18 protein-coding genes are annotated in these 18,267 nt (G+C 68.3%); 9 read left to right on the forward strand and 9 right to left on the reverse strand.

Features of this window, described 5'->3' with window-relative positions; all coding sequences use genetic code 11:
- Positions 1–13 precede the first annotated feature (13 nt).
- From ABQJ54_RS12420 to ABQJ54_RS12430, 3 genes are all read right to left on the reverse strand, one after another.
- Positions 14–1,855 (reverse strand): ABC transporter ATP-binding protein, encoded by a 1,842-nt coding sequence (locus ABQJ54_RS12420; RefSeq protein WP_367854902.1) that lies wholly within the window; start codon positions 1,853–1,855, stop codon positions 14–16.
- A gap of 204 nt (positions 1,856–2,059) precedes the next feature.
- Positions 2,060–2,401 (reverse strand): transcriptional regulator, encoded by a 342-nt coding sequence (locus ABQJ54_RS12425; RefSeq protein ID WP_367854624.1) that lies wholly within the window; start codon positions 2,399–2,401, stop codon positions 2,060–2,062.
- Positions 2,398–3,060: a hypothetical protein gene (locus ABQJ54_RS12430; protein ID WP_367854625.1), complete on the reverse strand. Its 663-nt coding sequence runs from the start codon at positions 3,058–3,060 to the stop codon at positions 2,398–2,400. The genes ABQJ54_RS12425 and ABQJ54_RS12430 overlap by 4 nt, the downstream gene beginning before the upstream one ends.
- Before the next feature lie 203 nt (positions 3,061–3,263).
- On the opposite strand from ABQJ54_RS12430, the gene ABQJ54_RS12435 reads away from it, so the two are divergent.
- Both ABQJ54_RS12435 and ABQJ54_RS12440 read left to right on the forward strand, forming a co-directional pair.
- Entirely contained in the window at positions 3,264–5,711 is a 2,448-nt protein-coding gene (locus tag ABQJ54_RS12435; protein ID WP_367854626.1) for a DUF3772 domain-containing protein, read from the forward strand.
- Positions 5,712–5,790: 79 nt separating this feature from the next.
- Complete coding sequence (locus ABQJ54_RS12440) at positions 5,791–6,216, forward strand: VOC family protein (protein WP_367854627.1); 426 nt, start codon at positions 5,791–5,793, stop codon at positions 6,214–6,216.
- 93 nt (positions 6,217–6,309) lie between these two features.
- On the opposite strand, the gene ABQJ54_RS12445 is transcribed toward ABQJ54_RS12440, so the two are convergent.
- The 3 genes from ABQJ54_RS12445 to ABQJ54_RS12455 all read right to left on the reverse strand — a co-directional run bounded on the left by ABQJ54_RS12445 (position 6,310) and on the right by ABQJ54_RS12455 (position 10,640).
- Positions 6,310–6,828, reverse strand: coding sequence for a DUF3761 domain-containing protein (locus tag ABQJ54_RS12445; protein ID WP_367854628.1), 519 nt, complete (start codon positions 6,826–6,828; stop codon positions 6,310–6,312).
- 353 nt (positions 6,829–7,181) lie between these two features.
- Positions 7,182–8,831: an alpha/beta hydrolase gene (locus ABQJ54_RS12450; protein WP_367854629.1), complete on the reverse strand. Its 1,650-nt coding sequence runs from the start codon at positions 8,829–8,831 to the stop codon at positions 7,182–7,184.
- Positions 8,832–8,984: 153 nt separating this feature from the next.
- Positions 8,985–10,640 (reverse strand): serine hydrolase, encoded by a 1,656-nt coding sequence (locus ABQJ54_RS12455; protein WP_367854630.1) that lies wholly within the window; start codon positions 10,638–10,640, stop codon positions 8,985–8,987.
- Between the two features lie 121 nt (positions 10,641–10,761).
- Between ABQJ54_RS12455 and ABQJ54_RS12460 the strand changes: the two genes are divergently transcribed.
- From ABQJ54_RS12460 to ABQJ54_RS12475, 4 genes are all read left to right on the forward strand, one after another.
- Entirely contained in the window at positions 10,762–11,538 is a 777-nt protein-coding gene (locus ABQJ54_RS12460; RefSeq protein WP_367854631.1) for a phosphatase PAP2 family protein, read from the forward strand.
- A gap of 163 nt (positions 11,539–11,701) precedes the next feature.
- A complete protein-coding gene (locus tag ABQJ54_RS12465) occupies positions 11,702–12,115 on the forward strand; it encodes a guanyl-specific ribonuclease (RefSeq protein ID WP_367854632.1) in 414 nt (137 codons plus the stop codon).
- On the forward strand, positions 12,112–12,537 hold the full coding sequence (locus ABQJ54_RS12470; RefSeq protein ID WP_367854633.1) for a barstar family protein: 426 nt from the start codon (positions 12,112–12,114) through the stop codon (positions 12,535–12,537). Before ABQJ54_RS12465 ends, ABQJ54_RS12470 begins: the two co-directional genes overlap by 4 nt.
- Positions 12,534–12,779 carry an RNA-binding S4 domain-containing protein gene (locus ABQJ54_RS12475; protein ID WP_367854634.1) on the forward strand — a complete coding sequence of 82 codons (246 nt, stop codon included), beginning with the start codon at positions 12,534–12,536 and terminating at the stop codon, positions 12,777–12,779. The genes ABQJ54_RS12470 and ABQJ54_RS12475 overlap by 4 nt, the downstream gene beginning before the upstream one ends.
- Here the strand turns inward: ABQJ54_RS12475 and ABQJ54_RS12480 are convergent.
- The gene (locus tag ABQJ54_RS12480) at positions 12,766–13,233 is read right to left on the reverse strand and encodes a nucleoside deaminase (RefSeq protein ID WP_367854635.1); all 468 of its coding nucleotides are present in this window, start codon (positions 13,231–13,233) and stop codon (positions 12,766–12,768) included. The genes ABQJ54_RS12475 and ABQJ54_RS12480 overlap by 14 nt on opposite strands.
- A 139-nt stretch (positions 13,234–13,372) precedes the next feature.
- Between ABQJ54_RS12480 and cynR the strand changes: the two genes are divergently transcribed.
- Positions 13,373–14,299: a transcriptional regulator CynR gene (gene cynR, locus ABQJ54_RS12485; protein WP_367854636.1), complete on the forward strand. Its 927-nt coding sequence runs from the start codon at positions 13,373–13,375 to the stop codon at positions 14,297–14,299.
- A 136-nt stretch (positions 14,300–14,435) separates the two neighbouring features.
- Positions 14,436–15,626: an amidohydrolase family protein gene (locus ABQJ54_RS12490; protein WP_367854637.1), complete on the forward strand. Its 1,191-nt coding sequence runs from the start codon at positions 14,436–14,438 to the stop codon at positions 15,624–15,626.
- A 72-nt stretch (positions 15,627–15,698) separates the two neighbouring features.
- On the opposite strand, the gene ABQJ54_RS12495 is transcribed toward ABQJ54_RS12490, so the two are convergent.
- Complete coding sequence (locus ABQJ54_RS12495; protein ID WP_367854638.1) at positions 15,699–16,619, reverse strand: LysR family transcriptional regulator; 921 nt, start codon at positions 16,617–16,619, stop codon at positions 15,699–15,701.
- A 42-nt stretch (positions 16,620–16,661) separates the two neighbouring features.
- Entirely contained in the window at positions 16,662–17,477 is an 816-nt protein-coding gene (locus tag ABQJ54_RS12500; protein WP_367854639.1) for an arylamine N-acetyltransferase family protein, read from the reverse strand.
- A gap of 109 nt (positions 17,478–17,586) precedes the next feature.
- Here ABQJ54_RS12500 and msrA point away from each other — a divergent pair, with 109 nt between their 5' ends.
- Complete coding sequence (msrA, locus tag ABQJ54_RS12505; protein WP_367854640.1) at positions 17,587–18,264, forward strand: peptide-methionine (S)-S-oxide reductase MsrA; 678 nt, start codon at positions 17,587–17,589, stop codon at positions 18,262–18,264.
- Positions 18,265–18,267: the final 3 nt, after the last annotated feature.

Raw genomic sequence — 18,267 nt, forward strand, 5'->3', positions numbered from 1 at the left:
TAGCCTTGGTGTTTCAAGCCGACTCGTCCTCCACCGCCACGAAGCCGCCCGTCTGCCGCTTCCACAGCCGCGCATACAGGCCGTCGCGCGCCACCAGCTCGGCATGCGTGCCGGTTTCGACGATCCGCCCCTTGTCCAGCACCACCAGCCGGTCCATGCGCGCGATGGTGGACAGGCGGTGCGCGATGGCGATCACCGTCTTGCCCTGCATCAGCAGGTCCAGGCTGTCCTGGATCGCCGCCTCGGCTTCGGAATCCAGCGCGCTGGTGGCCTCGTCCAGCACCAGGATCGGCGCGTCCTTGAGCAGCACACGAGCGATCGCGATGCGCTGGCGCTGACCACCGGACAGCTTCACGCCGCGCTCGCCCACCAGGGCTTCGTAACCGGTACGGCCCTCGCCGTCGACCAGGGTGGGGATGAACTCGTCGGCTCGCGCCTTGCGCACGGCCTCGTGGATCTGCGCCTCGCTGGCGTCGGGCCGGCCGTAGAGGATGTTGTCGCGGATCGAGCGGTGCAGCAGCGAGGTGTCCTGGGTCACCACGCCGATCTGCGAGCGCAGGCTTTCCTGCGTCACCTGCGCCACGTCCTGGCCGTCGATGGTGATGCGGCCGTCCTCCAGGTCGTAGAGGCGCAGCAGCACGTTCACCATCGTGGACTTGCCCGCGCCGCTCGGTCCGACCAGACCGATCTTCTCGCCTGCGCGCACGGCCAGTTCCAAGCCTGCGATCACGCCGCCCTTCTTGCCGTAGTGGAAATGGATGTCGTGGAAGTGCACGGCACCGTTGGTCACCTCCAGCGGCATCGCGCCCTCGCGGTCCTGCACCGCGCGCGGCTGCGCGATGGTGGTGATGCCGTCCTGTACCGTGCCCACGTTCTCGAAGATGCCGTTGACCACCCACATGATCCAGCCGGACATGTTGTTGATGCGGATCACCAGGCCGGTGGACAGGGCGATCGCGCCCACCGTCACCCGCCCTTCGCTCCACAGCCACAACGCCAGCGCCGAGGTGCCGGTGATCAGGAAGCCGTTGAGCGTGGCGATGCTGGCGTCCATCACGGTGGTGACGCGGGTCATGCGTCGCAGCTTGTCGGTCTGCTCGCCCATCGCCTCGGCCACGTAGGCCTCCTCGCGCCGGGTATGTGCGAACAGCTTCAGCGTTAGCACGTTGCTGTAGCCGTCCACGATGCGGCCCATCAGCTTCGAGCGTGCCTCGGAGGCCTTCCACGAGCGCTGCTTGATGCGCGGGATGAACAGCCACAGCAGCCCGACGTAGGCGAACACCCAGGCCACCAGCGGCGCGGCCAGCCAGAAATCCGCATGGGCGAACAGCGCGATGGCGCTGCCGGTGTAGATGGTGACGTACCAGATCGCGTCCACGATCTGCACCGCCGACTCGCGCAGCGAGCCGCCCGTCTGCATGATGCGATTGGCGATGCGCCCGGCGTAATCGTTCTGGAAGAAGCCCAGGCTCTGGCGGATCACGTAGCGGTGGTTCTGCCAGCGGATGCGGTTGGTGAGGCTGGGCACGATGGCCTGGTTCACCAGCAGGTCGTGCAGGCCGTTGAACACCGGCCGCGCCACCAGCGCCACCAGCGCCATGCCCAGCAGTTCGCGGCCGTGCTTGTGGAAGAAGTCCGCCGCAGGCACGCCCTTGGCCATGTCCACGATGCTGCCGATGAAGCCGAACAGCGACACCTCGATGATGGCCACCACGAAGCCGACCACGATCGCCGCCACGAACACCGGCCACACCTGGCGCAGGTAGAACGCATAGAAGCGCCACACCGATTGCGGCGGCATGCCGTCGACCGGCTCCTTGAACGCGTCGATCAGGGATTCGAACCAGCGGAAGATCATGGGGACGCACGTCTTGCGGGGGAGATACCTAGCGTGGATGCGCATCCGCCGGTTCGCAAGGGCAGGCTTTATTTCTTCGTGCGTTTCCTGCGCGCGGCATGGCTGCCGGCGGCGGCGACGAGAATGACGATGAAGACGACGATGGCACCCGACATGGTTGGTTCCCCTTGGTTGATGGATCGAAAACCGGACGGCAGGCGCCTACTTCCGCTTCGCCACGACGCCAGGCGTCGGCAACTCCCGCATCACCATCGCGAGGCTCTGCCGGTAATCGGCCAGCGCCTTGCGGCCGGCGGCGGTGATGCGCAGCTCGGTCAGCGGGCGCTTGCCGCGGAAGCTCTTCTTCACCTCGACCAGGCCGCCCGCCTCCAGCTTGCTCATGTGGCTGGAGAGGTTGCCCTTGCTGAGCCCGCTGACCTGCTCGAGGAAACGGAATTCCACCTCCTTCGCATTGGCCAGCACGGCCAGGATCAGCAACCGCGCCGGCTCGTGCACCAGCCGGTCCAGTGCCATCACCTCGCCGATGCGCGACGGTGCGTTCATGACTCACCCGCCACGGCATTGCGCAGGCGCAACAAGCGCTCACGCAGTTGCAGGAAACGGCGATGATCGGCCATGCCGCGGGCGACCATCAGCAGCGCCGCCAGCGGAAACAGCAAAGCCAGCAGTTCCATCGGCAGGGCGTCCAGCGCGGCACTGGTACCGATCACCGGATAGACACGGCCCACGCACAGCAGCGCGGCCTGGCAGAACAGGAACACGCCGACGACGAAATCCAGCGGACTGCGCAGCCAGCGCCAGCCCGCCAGCACCAACAGCCAGACCAGCGCGAGATAGGCGGTCACGCCCGGCGACGGCTGCACGCCATGCATCAGCGCCGAAACCGTCTGCAGCGCGGCCACCACCAGCGTCACGCCGACGCAAAGACGATGGGTGCGGTGCTCGGCCGTGCCTTCCTGTTCCTCCACGTGGCCGAGGCGCTGGTAATAGCGATGCACCATGCTCCACCTGGCCAGCAGCCATACGAGCGGCAGGGCCACCAGCCCGATGCGCAACAGCGGTGTCAACGGCAGCAGGCCACCAAGCAGATACGAGGACAGGCAGAACACGCCACCCAGTACGGAAGCCAATCCACCTGCGCTGCGCGAATAACGCGCGTAATCGCGGGTCAGGGATTCCAGCTCGCACAATCGCTCTTGCATCCCGCCAACCATGTGCAACCTCAAAATGCACCTCGTTGCAAATAGGTTTGCATTGCAAACATGTTGTGTCAACAGGACAGCAGGAATGCGCCCGGCAAAGGCCAAGGTCCACCCGCTTGTATGCGTGTTCCGGCTGAACGCCACCCCAGTCCGCCTGGCCCGGCCGATTGACCGCCCGCGACGCCGCTCGGATCATGCCGGCCATGCCTACCCCGCTCACACGCCTGCCGGCGTTTCCGGCGATCCTGCTGGCCTTGGCGCTGGCGTTCGGCGCCGCCCCTGCCTGGGCGCGTGCCGATGCGGACAGTTCCACGCCTGCCGCCACGCCGGCGCAGACCCTGCAGCAGCTGAGCAACCAGCTCGACACGGCGAAGGCCGCGTTGCAGAACGCACAACAGGGCAAGGCCGGCAGTACCCCGCTGGCCGATCTGCGCACCAGTGCAATGCAGGTGCAGGACCAGGCGCGCCAGCTGGCCGACAGCCTCATGCCGCAGATGACCGCGCTGCAGGCGCAGCTCACCGTGCTGGGTCCGCCACCGGCCAAGGGCGGCCCACCGGAGGCGCCGGAAGTGGCCGTGCAGCGCCGCCAGCTGGACAAGGCGCAGGCCAATCTCAACGCGCAGATCGTGCAGGCGAAATCGCTGGGCCTGGATGCGCTGCAGCTGGTGGCGCAGATCACCGGCCTGCGCAACGACCAGTTCCAGGCTCGGCTGGCCGCGCGCACGAACACGCCGCTGGGCCACGCGTTCTGGTCCGACCAGGCGCACTCGCTGCCGAACGACCTGACCCGCTTCCAGCGCCTCGCCGCGCGCTGGTCCGATGCCTGGAGCGACGCCTGGCAGCCACCGAACCGGCAGCCGCTGCTGCTGTGCCTGGCCGCCGCCGCGCTACTGCTCGCCGGCGGCCGCTGGACGTTGCAGCGGCTGTGGCAGTTCGTCGCCACGCACTGGCTGCCGGACGGCCACCTGCGCCGCAGCGCCATGGCAGCGGTGATGGCGCTGTCCACCACGCTGGTGCTGGGGCTGGCCGCCAGGCTGGTGCACCTGGGCGTCGACTGGAACGACACGCTCGATGCGGACCTGGACACCATGGCCACGTCCATCGTGCGCGCCGTCTGCCTCGCCGCCCTGATGGCCGGCCTGGGCAGTGCGATGCTGTCGGCCCGACGCGCCTCGTGGCGGCTGCTGCCGCTGACGGATCTTGCGGCGCAGCGCCTGCGGCGCTACCCGTGGCTGCTCGGCGGCGCCTCGCTGCTGGTGTGGCTGACCGAGCGGATCATCCGCAGCATCGGCTCCAGCCTGCCGGCCACGGTGCTGCTGCACGCGCTGCTGGCGCTGCTGGTCAGCGCGCTGATCGGCCTGGTGCTGCTGCACCTGCGGCGCGCGCGGCGCGCGGCAGATGTGGTCGGCGACCCGCAAGCGCGACGACCACTGTGGGTGGGCCTGATGGGCTTCGCCGCCATGCTGGGCGTGGCGGTGTGCTGGCTCTCGGTGTGCCTTGGCTATGTCGCGCTGGCCTTCTTTGTGGCCTGGCAGATGTTGTGGACCGGGCTGGTGGCCGCCTGCCTGTACCTGCTGATGCAGCTGGTGCACGACCTGTTCGAGACGCTGCTGTCGCCGCACGGCCGCAGCGGAGCGCACCTGCAGGCTGGCTTCGACCTCGCCCCCGGCACGCTGGAACAGGCCGCCACCGTGCTCACCGGCATCACCCGGGTGCTGCTGGCCCTGGCTGCGCTGGCGCTGGTGCTGGCGCCATTCGACGCCGGCCCGACGGAACTGGCGCAGCGCACACTGCAACTGTTCAGCGGACATACGCTGGGGCGCTTGACTATCGCCCCCGGCACCGTGCTGGGCGCGATCGCGGTGTTCGTGCTGGGCCTGGTCCTACTGCGCATGCTCAAGCGCTGGCTGGGCGAACAGTTGCTGCCCAAGACCGCGATGGACCCGGGCATGCGCGACTCCATCGTCACCCTGCTCGGCTACCTGGGCGGCGTGCTGGTGTTTGCGCTGGCGCTGGCCGCGTGCGGGGTGAGCCTGCAGAGCATCGCGTGGATCGCCAGCGCGCTGTCGGTGGGCATCGGCTTCGGCCTGCAGGCGGTGGTGCAGAACTTCATCTCCGGCCTGATCCTGCTGGTGGAGCGCCCGGTGAAGGTGGGCGATTGGGTCAGCCTGTCCAGCGAGGTCGAGGGCGACATCCGCCGCATCAATGTGCGCGCCACCGAGATCCAGCTGTGGGACCGCTCCACCGTGATCGTGCCGAACTCGCAGCTGATCACCCAGACCGTGCGCAACGTGACCCACGCCAGCGCGCAGGGCCGCGTGCGCATCATGCTGCCGATGCCGCTGGACACCGACGCGGCGCGCGCGCGCCAGTTGATGCTGGACGCGCTGAAGGCGCATCCGTCCACGCTGAACACCCCGGCGCCGGTGGTGCGGCTGGACAACATCAACGCCAGTTCGATGACCTTCAGCATCACCTCCTACGTGCGCAGCCCGCGCGATGTGACGGCGGTGAAGAGCGACATCCTGTTCGACATCCTGCAACGCCTGCGCGAGGCGCAGCTGCCGTTGTCCACGCCGCAGAGCATGGTGGTGCGCACCCTGGGGCCGCTGGGCGAGGACAGCCCTGCGGCGCCATCCCAGGCTTCGTGACGGCGGCACGGAAAAGCCCGCGAGACCGCGAGACCTTGTGGGCGTAGGGTGTGCATGCCCGCCACCCATGGAGTACGCCATGGCAGCCCCCGCTCACGGCAGCACCCTGATCCCCTGCCTGCGCTACCGCGACGCCCATGCCATGCTCGACTGGCTGTGCCACGCTTTCGGCTTCGAACAGCATGCGGTGTACGACGACGATGCCGGCAGCGTGGCGCACGCGCAGCTCGTCCATGGCGGCGGCATGCTGATGCTGGGCAGCGTGCGCGACGATACGTTCGGACGGCGCATCGCCCAGCCCGACGAGATCGGTGGCCGCGAAACCCAGTGCACCTATGTGGTGGTCGCCGACTGCAGGGCCCACTACGACCATGCCAGGGTCGCCGGTGCCGAGATCGTGGACGACTACGAGGAGAAGGACTACGGTGGCGCCGGCTACAGCTGCCGCGATCCGGAAGGCCACCTGTGGTCGTTCGGCAGCTACGATCCGTGGCGCGCGGCGTAGCCGCCACTACTTTGCCGCCATAAGCGAAGACCGGCTTGCGCCGGCCTTCGTATTCCAGCCGCCTGACGGCGGCGGCTTTCCGGGATTACAGGATTACGGGCTGCAGGCCTTGCCGTGCTCTGGCTTGTTGCCCTTGGCCTTGGCGTCGGCTTCGCTCATGTACTCGCCGTGCTTGGTCTTGCCGTACCACTTGTCGCCCTGGCAGTGGTAGACCTTGCTGCTGTCGTTGACCCAGACCATGCCCGGGCCGCCGCCAGGCGCCGCCGCGGTTGCCGGCTTGGCTGCAGCCATCGACTTCTTCGCCGCGGCCGCCGGTGCTGCCGCAACGGCAGGTGCAGCAGGCGCGGCAGCGGCGGCAGGTGCGGCCGCCTCCGCGGCAGCCGCCGCCTTCGACGACTTCTTCGCCGCCTTGGCCGGAGCGGCGGCGGCGGCATACCACTCCTTCACGCCCTTGTGGCCCTTGCAGGAGCCGCGCTTGGTGGCATTGCTGGTGTAACTGCCGTCCTTGCACTGGCCGGTGGAACCCGCGGGCGCGGCGGACTGCTGCGCCTGCACGGCCGGGATGGCCAGCAGGCAGCCGAACGCCAGGGCGAACACGATGGACGCTTTCATCTTCAGACTCCTCCCTACGCGATGTTGGTTGTCGCAGCGGCCGGCGCCCACCCTGTCGACGAGCCCCCCGAGCCGCCGCACCATGTGCGCCGGTCACGTCCGCCTCGGGCGGAACCGGACCCATGCGCCATGGCAGCCCAAGCGCCAATGATCCCCGCGCTTGCCGCGCGACTATGCCGCAAGACGGCGTGAGCGCGACGCGACGGCGCACGCGTCGTTCAGACCGGGGTCCGCCCGTCGCCCCTGCCGCGGGCTGCCGTTGTCCCGGGCAGCCGCGCGCGTTTCCGGGCGGCCCCTCCGTCGCCGCCCGCATGGCGCATGGCTTCGCAGCCCGCGCCATGCCCGCCATCCGGTCAGGGTGCTGCGACGGCAGTCGGCTTCAGCGTGGAGTGCGGCCGCGCCACCGTGTACATCTGCCAACTGATGTCCTTCAGCAGTCCCTGACGGTCTTTGCCGACGACGTACAGGTCGAAATGCGTGCGGTCCGGGATGAAGCGGATGTCGGACTTCGCGTGCAGGCCGTCCAGCACCGCCTTGAGCTTGTGCGCGGCGCCGTCGAGGTAGAAGGTGTCGGCCGTGCCCACGTAGAGGTGGATCTTGCCGTCGAGGTCGGGCTTCAGCTCGGGCCAGTGCTGCGCGAGGCGGTGCGCGATGTCATAGTGGTCGCGCCAGTACGCCACCACGGCGGGATCGACGTCGCCGGTATCACGGTTGAACATCTGCTCCGGACGGCCGCCCTTGCCCTTGGGCGAGAACACCCACTCGAACGAGGCCATCTGGCCGCCGTAGGGACCAAGCACGCGTTCCAGCTGCGCGAACTGCTCGAAGGTGGCCAGCACCTTGCCGTGGTCGCGCACCAGCGGATACGGCGTGCCGTCCGGCTTGCGGTAGACGTTGGCGTGCGGCGCGTACAGGTCTACCCCGGTGAAGTCGTGGAAGTCGCTGGGATCGGGCGAGGTGGACCAGGTGCCGCCGAAGATCTTCGGGTAGCGCGTCTGCAGCCACAGCGTGGCCCAGCCGCCCGACGAGTGGCCCTGCAGGAAGCGGCCGCTGGATTTCGCGTCCATCCGGTAGGTCTTTTCCAGTTGCGGGATCAGCTCGGTGGTGAGCGCCACGCCCCACGGCCCGTTGTTCACCGAGTCGGCGAACTCGGTGGTGCCGGTGGGGCTGGATTCGTCGAGGAACACCCAGATCATCGGCGGCATCTCGCCCTTGGCCATCGCCGCATAGACGCTGACCAGGACGCCGATCACGCGGTCGTTGCTGCCGCCGAAACCCTGCGTGTAATACACGGTGGGATACGTGGCCTTCGCCTTCGCGTCGTAGTCCGGCGGCAGCAGCACGCGGCCATGCATCTGCATGGGCCGGCCCCAGAACGCGGTGAGCGCGGGGCTGGTGAAGTCGATGTCGTGCTCATGGGCACGCGCCGCGGCCAGCGCCTCTTGCATGTCCGGCGTGGCCCGGCGGCCGAGCTGCCACGGATCGCGCCCGGGCAGGGTCCGGTCCAGGCTGAGGTCGGGAATGCTCGCGGTGGGCAGGTGCACCTTCACCACCGGGCTGACCAGGTCACCCGCATCGCGGCCGCTGTAGTTGTAGTCGTGGTGCACGTCCAGCACGGCCTGCACGTAGTAGTCGCCCGGCGGCAGCTGCGACCAGCCCTGTGGGAACGCGGTGTGGTCGGCGTCGATGTCGACCGTCTGGCCTGGTGCCAGGCGGTCCACCTCGCGCGCGGCCACTGCGGTCTGGGTGGGGAAGAACGGACTGGTGTCCACCTCCTCCACCTTGCCGTCGCCACCATGCTGCTTCGCCGCGGCTTCGGCATCCTGCACCGTGGTGGCGAACAGCAGCAGGCGGCCGGATACCGCTTGCGTTTGGGCGCTGCCCAACTGCACATGGAAGAAACGGTGTGCCGGTACAGCCGGCGCGGCATCGCGCGCGAGCGCGGTGGTGGAAAGCAGCAGGCCGCAACTCAGCAGCGCGGCAACTACGGGACGACTACGCATGATGATCCCCTTTGGTTGGCGTTATCGGCTTATCCCTTCTCCCTCCGGGAGAAGGTGCCCGAAGGGCGGATGAGGGTTCGGTACTGCCGTGCGTTCCGCTTCGACTGAACCCTCTCCCCAAACCCCTCTCCCGGAGGGAGAGGGCTTCACAGCTCAATCCTGCTTTTCAGCCACCTTCACCGGCACCGGCCGCAGGTCCTGGAAATCGAAGCTGAAATCGGTCAGCGGCGAAATCGGCTTGATGCGCATCTCGCGCACGTGGCCGTCGTCGTCCAGCGCGAAGTTGACGAAGGCATCGGCATCCAGCGAACGGTCGTCCCAGCGCACGATGAAGGTATCGTGCTGCCACGGCGTCATCGTGCCGACCAGCTGCCTGGTCTTGCTGAAGCGCAGGCGCAGCTTGCCGCCTTCGTCGCTGACGAGGATGTCGCCGTACCAGGGATCGCGGTAGGTGCCGGCGTAGCCGGAAAGCGGCAGCGAGGGCTTGGCGTTCTTGTCGCGCGCGGCCTCGTGCTTCGCCCAGCTGTCGTCGGCCTTGGCCTCGCCCTGCTTCACCGCCTTGTCGTACACCGCCACCCAGTCGGTCTTGTGTCCGGGATTGAGGTAGGCGTCGAGCACGCGGTAGGTGATCGCATTGAACGCGGCACCGGATTGCTGGTTGGTCAGCACCACCACGCCCAGGTGCTGCCCGGGCACCAGGGTGAGGCGCGAGACGAAGCCCGGCCAGCCGCCGGTATGCCAGACGAGTTTCTGGCCCATGTAGTCGGAGAGGAACCAGCCCTCGCCATAGCCGGAGAACTGCGGAACCAGCGGCGCCAGCTCGGGGATCGGGGGCTTGCCGATCGGGATCGGCGTCAGCATCGACCACATCTCGCGATGGCTCTTTTCCGAGAACAGCTGCTTGCCGTCGGGCAGCTTGCCGCCAGCCAGCTGCACGTTCATCCACTTGGCGAGGTCGTTGACGCTGGCGTAGATGCCGCCCGCGCCGGGGTCGTTGAGCCAGGCCATCGGCGGTACCGGCTTCACGTCCTTGAAATCGTACGGCGCGTGACCGGCGGCCACGTCCATGCCGGGCTTGAGGTAGGTCATGTCGATCAACGACTCGTCCATGCCCACCGGCTGGAAGATGTGCTGGCGGATGAAGTCGGCATAGCGCTGGCCGGAGACCTTCTCGATCACCAGCGTGGCCACCGCGAACAGGATGTTGTCGTAGGCGTAGTGGCCGCGGAAGCTGTTCCTGATCGGCACGTCGGCGAGGCGCTTCACCACATCCTCGGTGCTGTAGCTGGTCGGCGGCCAGTACAAGAGGTCGCCCGCGCCGAGGCTGAGGCCGCTGCGATGCGCCAGGAGATCGCGGATGCGCATCTCGTGCGTCACGTAGGGGTCGGACATGCGGAACCACGGCAGGTAGTCGATCACCCGGCCGTCCATGTCCAGCTTGCCTTCGTCGGTCAGCATCTGCAGCGCCGCCGCGGTGAACGCCTTGGTGTTGGAGGCGATCGCGAACAGCGTGTCCGCATCCACCTTCGCCGGCTGGCCCAGCTCGCGCACACCGTAGCCCCTGGCCAGCACCACCTTGCCGTCCTTGACGATGGCCACCGCGATGCCCGGCACCTTGAAGGTCTTCAGGGTGTCGGCCATGTAGGCGTCGAAATCCTGCAACTGGGCCGGCAGGGCCGGCTGTACAGCCGCCGCCGCGGTGGTCGTCGGTGCCACCGACGCCGGTGCGACCTGGGCCGCCGCCGTGGTGGCAAGGGCGAACAACGCACTGCACACGGCCAGGCGCAGGGCAAGGTGACGCTGGGACATCACGGGCTCCGGTGACATGAACCGCGCCACTATCGCGGCAAAACCGCGGCGGGGCCAGCGCTGGAAGTCACGCCCGCCATCCGGCAAGCTTCGCCGTTCCCCGAACGCTTCCGGAGCCTCGATGGATGCCCTTCCCCTCTGGATCAGCCAGCACGCCCTGGCGCTGTGGGCTGTCGTGCTGATCCTGGCCCTGCTCGTCGGCGATTTCAGCTGGCGCCGCGCGCGCCGCCGTCGATTGGCAGCGACCGGCAAGGACGGCTACCTCGCATTGCGCCCGGGCACAGCCGTGATCCTGCTGGCGCTGCTCGCGGCGCTGTTCCTGCTGCTCGCCTGGGCAGTGTGGGCGCAAACCGCCCTGGTCCGTTTCGACGCGACGCTGGCGCAGGATCTGCACGACCAGCTTCCACAGGGGGTGCAGCAGGTCGTCGCCTTCGTCACCCACGCGGGCGATCCCTGGCTGATCGCGCTGGCCGCCGGCGTGGTCGCCCTGGTGCTGGCGCTGCGCCGACGCTGGCGCCTGTTCGTACCCTGGTGCATTGCACTGGCCGGTACCGCTGGCAGCGGCCATGTCGTGAAACACTTCGTGCAGCGGCAGCGGCCGTTCGACGGCCATGGCCTCATCGCCGAAACCGGTTTCAGCTTCCCCAGCGGCCACGCTGCCGGCTCGATGGTGTTCTTCGGCCTGCTCGCCTACCTGTTGCTGCGCCGGCTGCCGCCGCAACGCCATCGTGACGTGATCGCCGCCGCGGTGGCACTGGTGACGATCATCGGCCTCAGCCGCGTGATCATGCAGGCGCACTACCTCAGCGATGTGCTGGCCGGTTATGCGCTGGGCGCATGCTGGCTGGTGCTCGGCATCGTGCTGGCCGAACTGCTGCGCCGGTATCAGGCGCGGTAGTTGTCCACCTCGCGATAACGCCGCGCGTACAGGCCAAGCGCCAGCGCGGCGGCCAGTGCGCCGCGGACGAGCGCCCAACTTCGGGCAATTTCCGGCGGACAGGAAGGCGGGGCCGCGGCAACCCGATGCTAGACTCGTTCCTCACCCGTTATCGATCACCCGCATGCGCCTGTGGAAGCCGCTGCTCGTGCTCGCGATCCTCGCGGTCGCGTTGCTGTGGAACCGGCAGGCACGCACGCCGGCTCCGGTCGCGCCGGCGACCGTGCCCACTGCCCCGGCGAGCAGCGGCAATGGCGGCACGCTGCCGGCTTTTCTGCCGCCCGAAGCGCGCGACACGCTGATGCTGATCGCACGCGGCGGTCCGTTCCCGCACCGCCAGGACGGCGTGGTGTTCGGCAACTACGAAGGCCTGCTGCCGAAAGAGCCGCGCGGCTACTACCACGAGTACACGGTGGAGACGCCCGCCGCGCACAATCGCGGCGCGCGGCGCATCATCACCGGCGGCACACCGCCCGCGGTGTACTACTACACCGGCGATCACTATCGCAGTTTCCGCCGCTTCACCTGGCAGCCATGAGCGCATACGACGTCGACCTCGATCTCAGCCGCTCCGCCCACAACGGCGTGTACTTCGTGGACGAGTTCGACCTGGACACGATGGCCACCGCGGCGGCGCGTGAGGAACTGGGCGTGTGCCGCATCGACCTTGCCGGCTGCCGCGACAAGACCGAACTGCTGGGCCGCATGGCCGCCGCGTTGCCGTTGCCGGCCGATTTCGGCCACAACTGGGACGCGCTGGCCGATTGCCTGCGCGATCCGTCGTGGCATCCCGCCTGGGGTCATGCGCTGCTGTTCGGCCATGCCGCAGCGCTGCGCCAGGCCGACGAGACGAACTTCGACACCCTGCTCGGCGTGCTGGACGACGCCACCACTTTCGCCGCGGAACAGGACCGGCCATTCTTCGCCTTCCTCGCCCTGCCCGATGACGAACCCGCATGAAGCCGCAACGACTCACCTTCGAACTCGACCGCGACCACGTCGAACTGAACCAGCTGCTGAAACTGGTCGGCCTGTGCGACAGCGGCGGCGCCGGCAAGGCCGTGGTGGCGAGCGGCGCGGTGACCGTGGATGGCCAGCTCGAACTGCGCAAGACCTGCAAGATCCACGCGGGTCAGGTGGTGCGCGTCGACGACGTGGAGATCCGCGTGCTGGCCGACCCGCAGGGACTCACCGTGCGTTGAGTTCACGCCAGCGCCGGTACACCGCGATCGCGCCTTCGTCCTTCTGCTGCACCATGGGCAGGCGCCGCTCACCGATCGGCTTGGGGTATTCGGCGTAGAAGGTATCCAGCTCGAAATACTTGCGGTCGTCGCGGTAGAACGGCGCGTAGTCCTCGCGGGTAGTGATGTAGACGACCTGGCGCGGGCTGCAGTAGTACAGCGAGCCCAGGCACATCGGACACGGGCTGGCCAGGATGTAGATGTCGCAGTCGTCAAGGTGCTCCGTGCCCAGCTTCCGGCAAGCCTCGCCGATCGCCAGGATTTCCGCATGCGCGGTGGGATCCCTGGTCTGGGCGACCTGGTTCGGGCTTTCGGCGATCACTTCGCCATCGCGCACGATCACGGTAGCGAATGGGCGGCCGCCCTCTTCCACGTTCTTCATGGCCAGGTCGATGGTGCGTTTCACGAAATCCATGGGGAGCCTCGCTGTATGCGTCTGGATGGGGGCGCGGACGGATGCCGGGTGACAAGGGCACAGGGTAGGCGTCCATATCCATAACGTAAAAGACTCATTTACTATGATTGCCATCGTCCTTGCTTATGGATAAGGCAGCATGCTCCTGCGCCACATCAGATACTTCCTGGCGGTCGCCGAACATGGCGGTTTCACCCGCGCCGCGACGGCGCTGCATGTCTCGCAACCGGCGCTGTCGCAGCAGATCCGGCAGCTGGAGGAGACCCTGGGCGCGGGGCTATTCGACCGCAGCGGTCGCACCACGCGCCTGACCGACGCCGGCACGGCCTACCTGCAGCACGCGCGCCGGGCCCTGCAGGATCTCGAAGCAGGCCGGCGCGCCCTGCACGACGTGCAGGACCTGAGCCGGGGTTCGCTGCGCCTTGGCGTGATGCCGACGCTGGCTTCCTGTCTGGCCGGGCCGCTTGCCGCATCCTTTCACCGGCGTCATCCGGGCATCACCGTGGATATCCATGAAATGTCCCAGGAGCGGATCGAGGCTCTGTTGATCGACGACCAGCTCGACGTAGGCATCGCCTTCGACCAGGCCTGCTCCGCCGACGTGGAATCCGAGGCCCTGCTAACGGAAACGCTCGCCCTGGTGGTCGGGCGGGAGCACCCGAACGCGCACAAACGCTTCATGGCCTTGCAGGCCCTCGACCGCGAATCCCTGGTGCTGCTTTCCGAAGAATTCGCCACGCGCAAGCAGATCGACCGCTGCTGCCGCCAGCATGACGTGCACCCGCACGTGGCGATCGAGGCCAACGCCGTCGACGCGGTACTGGAAATCGTCCGACGCACGCAGCTGGCCACCCTGCTTCCCGCCTCCGTTGCCCAAGGGGACGACCTCCACGCCATCGCCTTGCGCCCTGCCCTGCTCGAACGGACGGTGGTACTGCTTCAGCGGAAAGGCGCTTACCAGGCCGCCTCCGCCCGGGCTTTCGTCGAACTGGCCAAAGCCCGGGCGCACGGAGAACGGCGGCCGAGCGGCCCGGGGCGCACCAAAGCTCATTTGCAAAGCCACTGAAATCCATCCAATCATTTAATTTGTAAATAAGTGACCAGGCCCGATAAGGTGGCCGCCGTTCTTCGTGCACGGTTGCCGCATACCGCAAGGCTGGCCTTCCATCGCCGGCAGCCATGCCGCCTCATCGGAGTGCGTCATGTTCGACCGACTGTTCGACAACGCCGTGGATCTCCATGGCAACAAGCTGTGCCTCGCCATCCGGGATGGACGCTTCGCCGGCATCGCCCCCACCGGTGACGCCTTCGCCGCCGCCGAGACGATCGACCTGGGCGGGCGCCTGGTGCTGCCGGGCTTCGTCGACGGACACATCCATCTCGACAAGAGCTTCGTTGGCGACCGTTGGCGACCGCATCTCCCCGCGGCCAGCCTGCGCGAGCGCCTGGCCATCGAGAAGCGCCAACTGGCCCAGTCGCGTCCCATGGCGGAACGCGCCGGCGCACTGATCGCGCAGGCCGCCGCCTTCGGCACGGTCGCCATGCGCTGCCATGTCGACGTGGACGCCAGCACCGGCCTGTCCCATCTCCATGCCGTGCTGGAGGCGCGCGAACAGTGGCGCGACCTCGTGGACATCGAGATCGTGGCCTTTCCGCAGGCGGGCGTCGTCTCCTGCCCCGGCACCGCAGACGTGCTCGAAGCCGCCGTGCAGGAAGGCGCGGCCGTGGTCGGCGGCATCGATCCCGCCACGTTCGATGGCGACGCCGAAGCCCAGCTGGACGTGGTCTTCGGCATTGCCGAACGGCACGGCAGCAAGGTCGACATCCACCTGCACGAACCGGGGGCGCAGGGCGTCGAGCAACTGCTGCGCATCGCGCAACGCACCAAGGCGCTGGGGATGGAGGGACGCGTGGCGGTCAGCCACGCCTACTCCCTGGGGGAAGTGCCGCCCGAGGCGGTCGACCGGACCGCGCGCACACTGGCCCATGCCGGCGTCGCCATCATGACGAACGCACCCGGCGACCGTCCCTTCCCGCCCGTGCTGCGGCTGCGCGAAGCCGGCGTGCGCGTGTTCGCCGGCAACGACAACATCCGCGACGCCTGGTGGCCCTACGGCAACGGCGACATGCTGCAGCGGGCCATGCTGGTCGGCTACCGCTCGGGCTTCTACACCGACGAACACCTGCACGTCGCCCTGGACATGGTCACCCATGCCAGCGCCGACGCCATCGGCAAGACCGGCTACGGGTTGGCGGCCGGCAACGAGGCCACCTTCGTCGTGCTCGATGTGCCCAACGGCGCCGCAGCCGTGGCGGGCGCCCCGGCCGACCGCGTCGTCGTGCGGCGGGGCGAGTTCGAAAGGCGACCGTTCGCCGCGGCCTTCCCGACGTAGGAGCGGCTTCAGCCGCGGTGCCCCTGGCAGGGTGCCTGAAAATCCTGAAGAGCGTCGCGGCTGAAGCCGCTCCTACCTCCGATGGTGTGCCAGCATCCGGGCCAGCTCGCCCGCCAGCTCCCGCGTGAGCGGATCCGCCATCGGCCGGTGCAGCATGGCGATGTCCATGGAGTCGATCGGCGGCAGCCCCTGCCGCCGCGTCAGCACCCGGTGTTCGGGGGTGGCCGCACGGGCGGGAAGCAGGCTGATGCCAAGTCCGCCGGCCACCGCCGCCTGCACGCCGAACAGGCTGGAACTGGTGAAGCTGATCCGCCAGTCGCGTCCCTGTCCCTCCACCACCTTGATCATCTCGTCGCGATACAGGCCATGCGGCGGGAAGGCCACCAGCGGCAGGGGATCGAGGCCGCTGGCGGGATGCCGGGCGCTGTCGATCCAGACCAGCTTCTCGGGCCAGCGAGCCACCGCCTCGCGGCTGTCGCGCCGCTGCTTGACGAGCACCAGCTCCAGCTCGCCGCGATCGTAGGCGCGAGCCAGGTCACGGCTCAGGCCCGTGGTCACTTCGAGCTTGACCTGCGGATGCCTGCGGCTGAAACCGGCCAGCAGACGCGTGGTGCGCCCCGCGACGAAGTCCTCGGGCACGCCCAGGCGCACCGTGACCACCGCCGTCCCCGCCAGGGCATCGAGCATCTCGCCGTTGAGCGCCAGCATGCGACGCGCATAGGCCAGCAGCTTCTCGCCCTGGTCCGTCGGCCGCACGTCGCGCTTGCCGCGCACCAGCAGCTCGTGACCCGCCATGTCCTCCAGCCGGCGCACCTTCTGGCTCACCGTCGACTGCGTGGAATGCAGCCTCGCCGATGCCGCGGTGAAGCTCCCGCAATCGGCCACCGCAAGCAGCGCGCGCAGCAGGTCCAGATCAAACAAGGCCCCGTTCGCCTTTCCACTGAAACCCATTCGGATCTTCGCCTGCGGGATGGACTGGACGGCTTCTAGCATGGCACTCCCGCGCGGACAACGCGCCCGCGGTTGCGGGAAGCCTCATGCCGGCAACGCCTCCAGCCGCGGCAGCAGCACGGCGCGGTCCGGCAATCGCAGCAGGAACTCCTGCTCCAGCACCCGGCATACCTCCCCGCTGCCGTGCAGCGTGCGCCGCTCGGGCTCCTGGCCCGGCCTGCGCACGGTGAACTCGCGGTCGCGCAGGGTCAGCCGGCGGTCGCGGGCGGTACGCGCCACGATCAGGTGCTGCACGAAGTTCGACGCCGGCCAGGTGGAAACATAGTGGTTCGCCACCACGTAGTCGATGAATTCGCGCGGCGCGAGATCGAAGCGGTACAGCGTCAGCCAGTCGCCGCGCACGCAGGCCTGCATGCGCCACTCGCCATGCCGCTCCAGCAGCCGGAACGGCTCCAGTGCGGTGGCCTGCGCCACACCCGGCTCGAGGCGCAATGCGCCGGCCAGGTTCATGCTGCCGAAACCCACGTCGGTCAGCCAGCTTTCGCCTTTCGCCTCCACCTTGAGCAGCATGTGGGTCTGCGCGGTGATCGCGTCCTCCGGCTGGTTCCACAGCACGCGCGCGATCAGGCCGTGCACCGTGAAACCGATCGCGCGCAATGCGGCGGCGAACAGCAGGTTCTGCTCGAAGCAGTAGCCGCCGCGCCCCTCGTGCAGCAGCTTGCGCTCCAGCGCAGCGAGCTCCAGCGGCACCGGCACGCCGCACAGCGGGTTGAGGTTCTCGAACGGGATCGCCGCCGCATGCGCCACCGCCAGCGCACGCAACGTCTGCAAGTCGATTGCCAGTGCATCGCGATAGCCGATGCGTTGCAGGTAGGCATCCAGGTCGATCGTGTCGGACATGCAAGGGACTCCCGGTGACGAGGGGCACGGTAGCATCGGGCGAGAGGTGCAGGTAACCAGGCGGGCTCCGCCGGCGAATGGCGGTTGAATCCCCGTCGCGAAGCCAGCCATGTCCACCTGCCGCCATCCTGCCCGCACCTTCGGCGCCACACTTGCATTGGGCCTGCTCAGTGCCTGCACGCTGCCGCCCACGGCCGCGGCCGCCGCGAAACTGCCGGCGCCCGCGCTGGATGCGCCCCGCACCACTGCGCACGGCGAACAGGTTGCCGTGTTCGCCGGTGGCTGTTTCTGGGGCGTGCAGGACGTGTTCGAGCACGTCAAGGGCGTGCGCAAGACCTGGGCCGGCTACAGCGGCGGCGCGGCGGCCACCGCACATTACGACCAGGTCAGCGAAGGCGACACCGGCCATGCCGAATCGGTGAAGCTGCTGTTCGACCCGGCCCAGGTCAGCTATGGGCAGTTGCTGCAGGTGTTCTTCTCGGTCGCGACCGACCCCACCGAGCTCGACCGGCAGGGGCCGGACAGCGGCACGCAATACCGCTCGGTGATCTTCTACAGCACGCCCGAACAGCAGCGCATCGCCAATGCCTACCTCGCCCAGCTCGGCAAGAGCCGGATCTACGCCGCGCCGATCGTCACCCGGCTGGTGCCGCTGAAGGCTTTCTACCCGGCCGAGAACTGGCACCAGGATTACGCCAGCCGCCATCCGGGTGATCTCTATATCGTGATCAACGACGCCCCGAAAGTGCGGAACCTGCAGCGCCTGTTCCCGGCGTTGTACTGGTGAGCG

It is taken from the genome of Rhodanobacter lycopersici (assembly GCF_040812335.1).
In the GTDB taxonomy this organism is placed as follows: Bacteria; Pseudomonadota; Gammaproteobacteria; order Xanthomonadales; family Rhodanobacteraceae; genus Rhodanobacter_A; species Rhodanobacter_A lycopersici.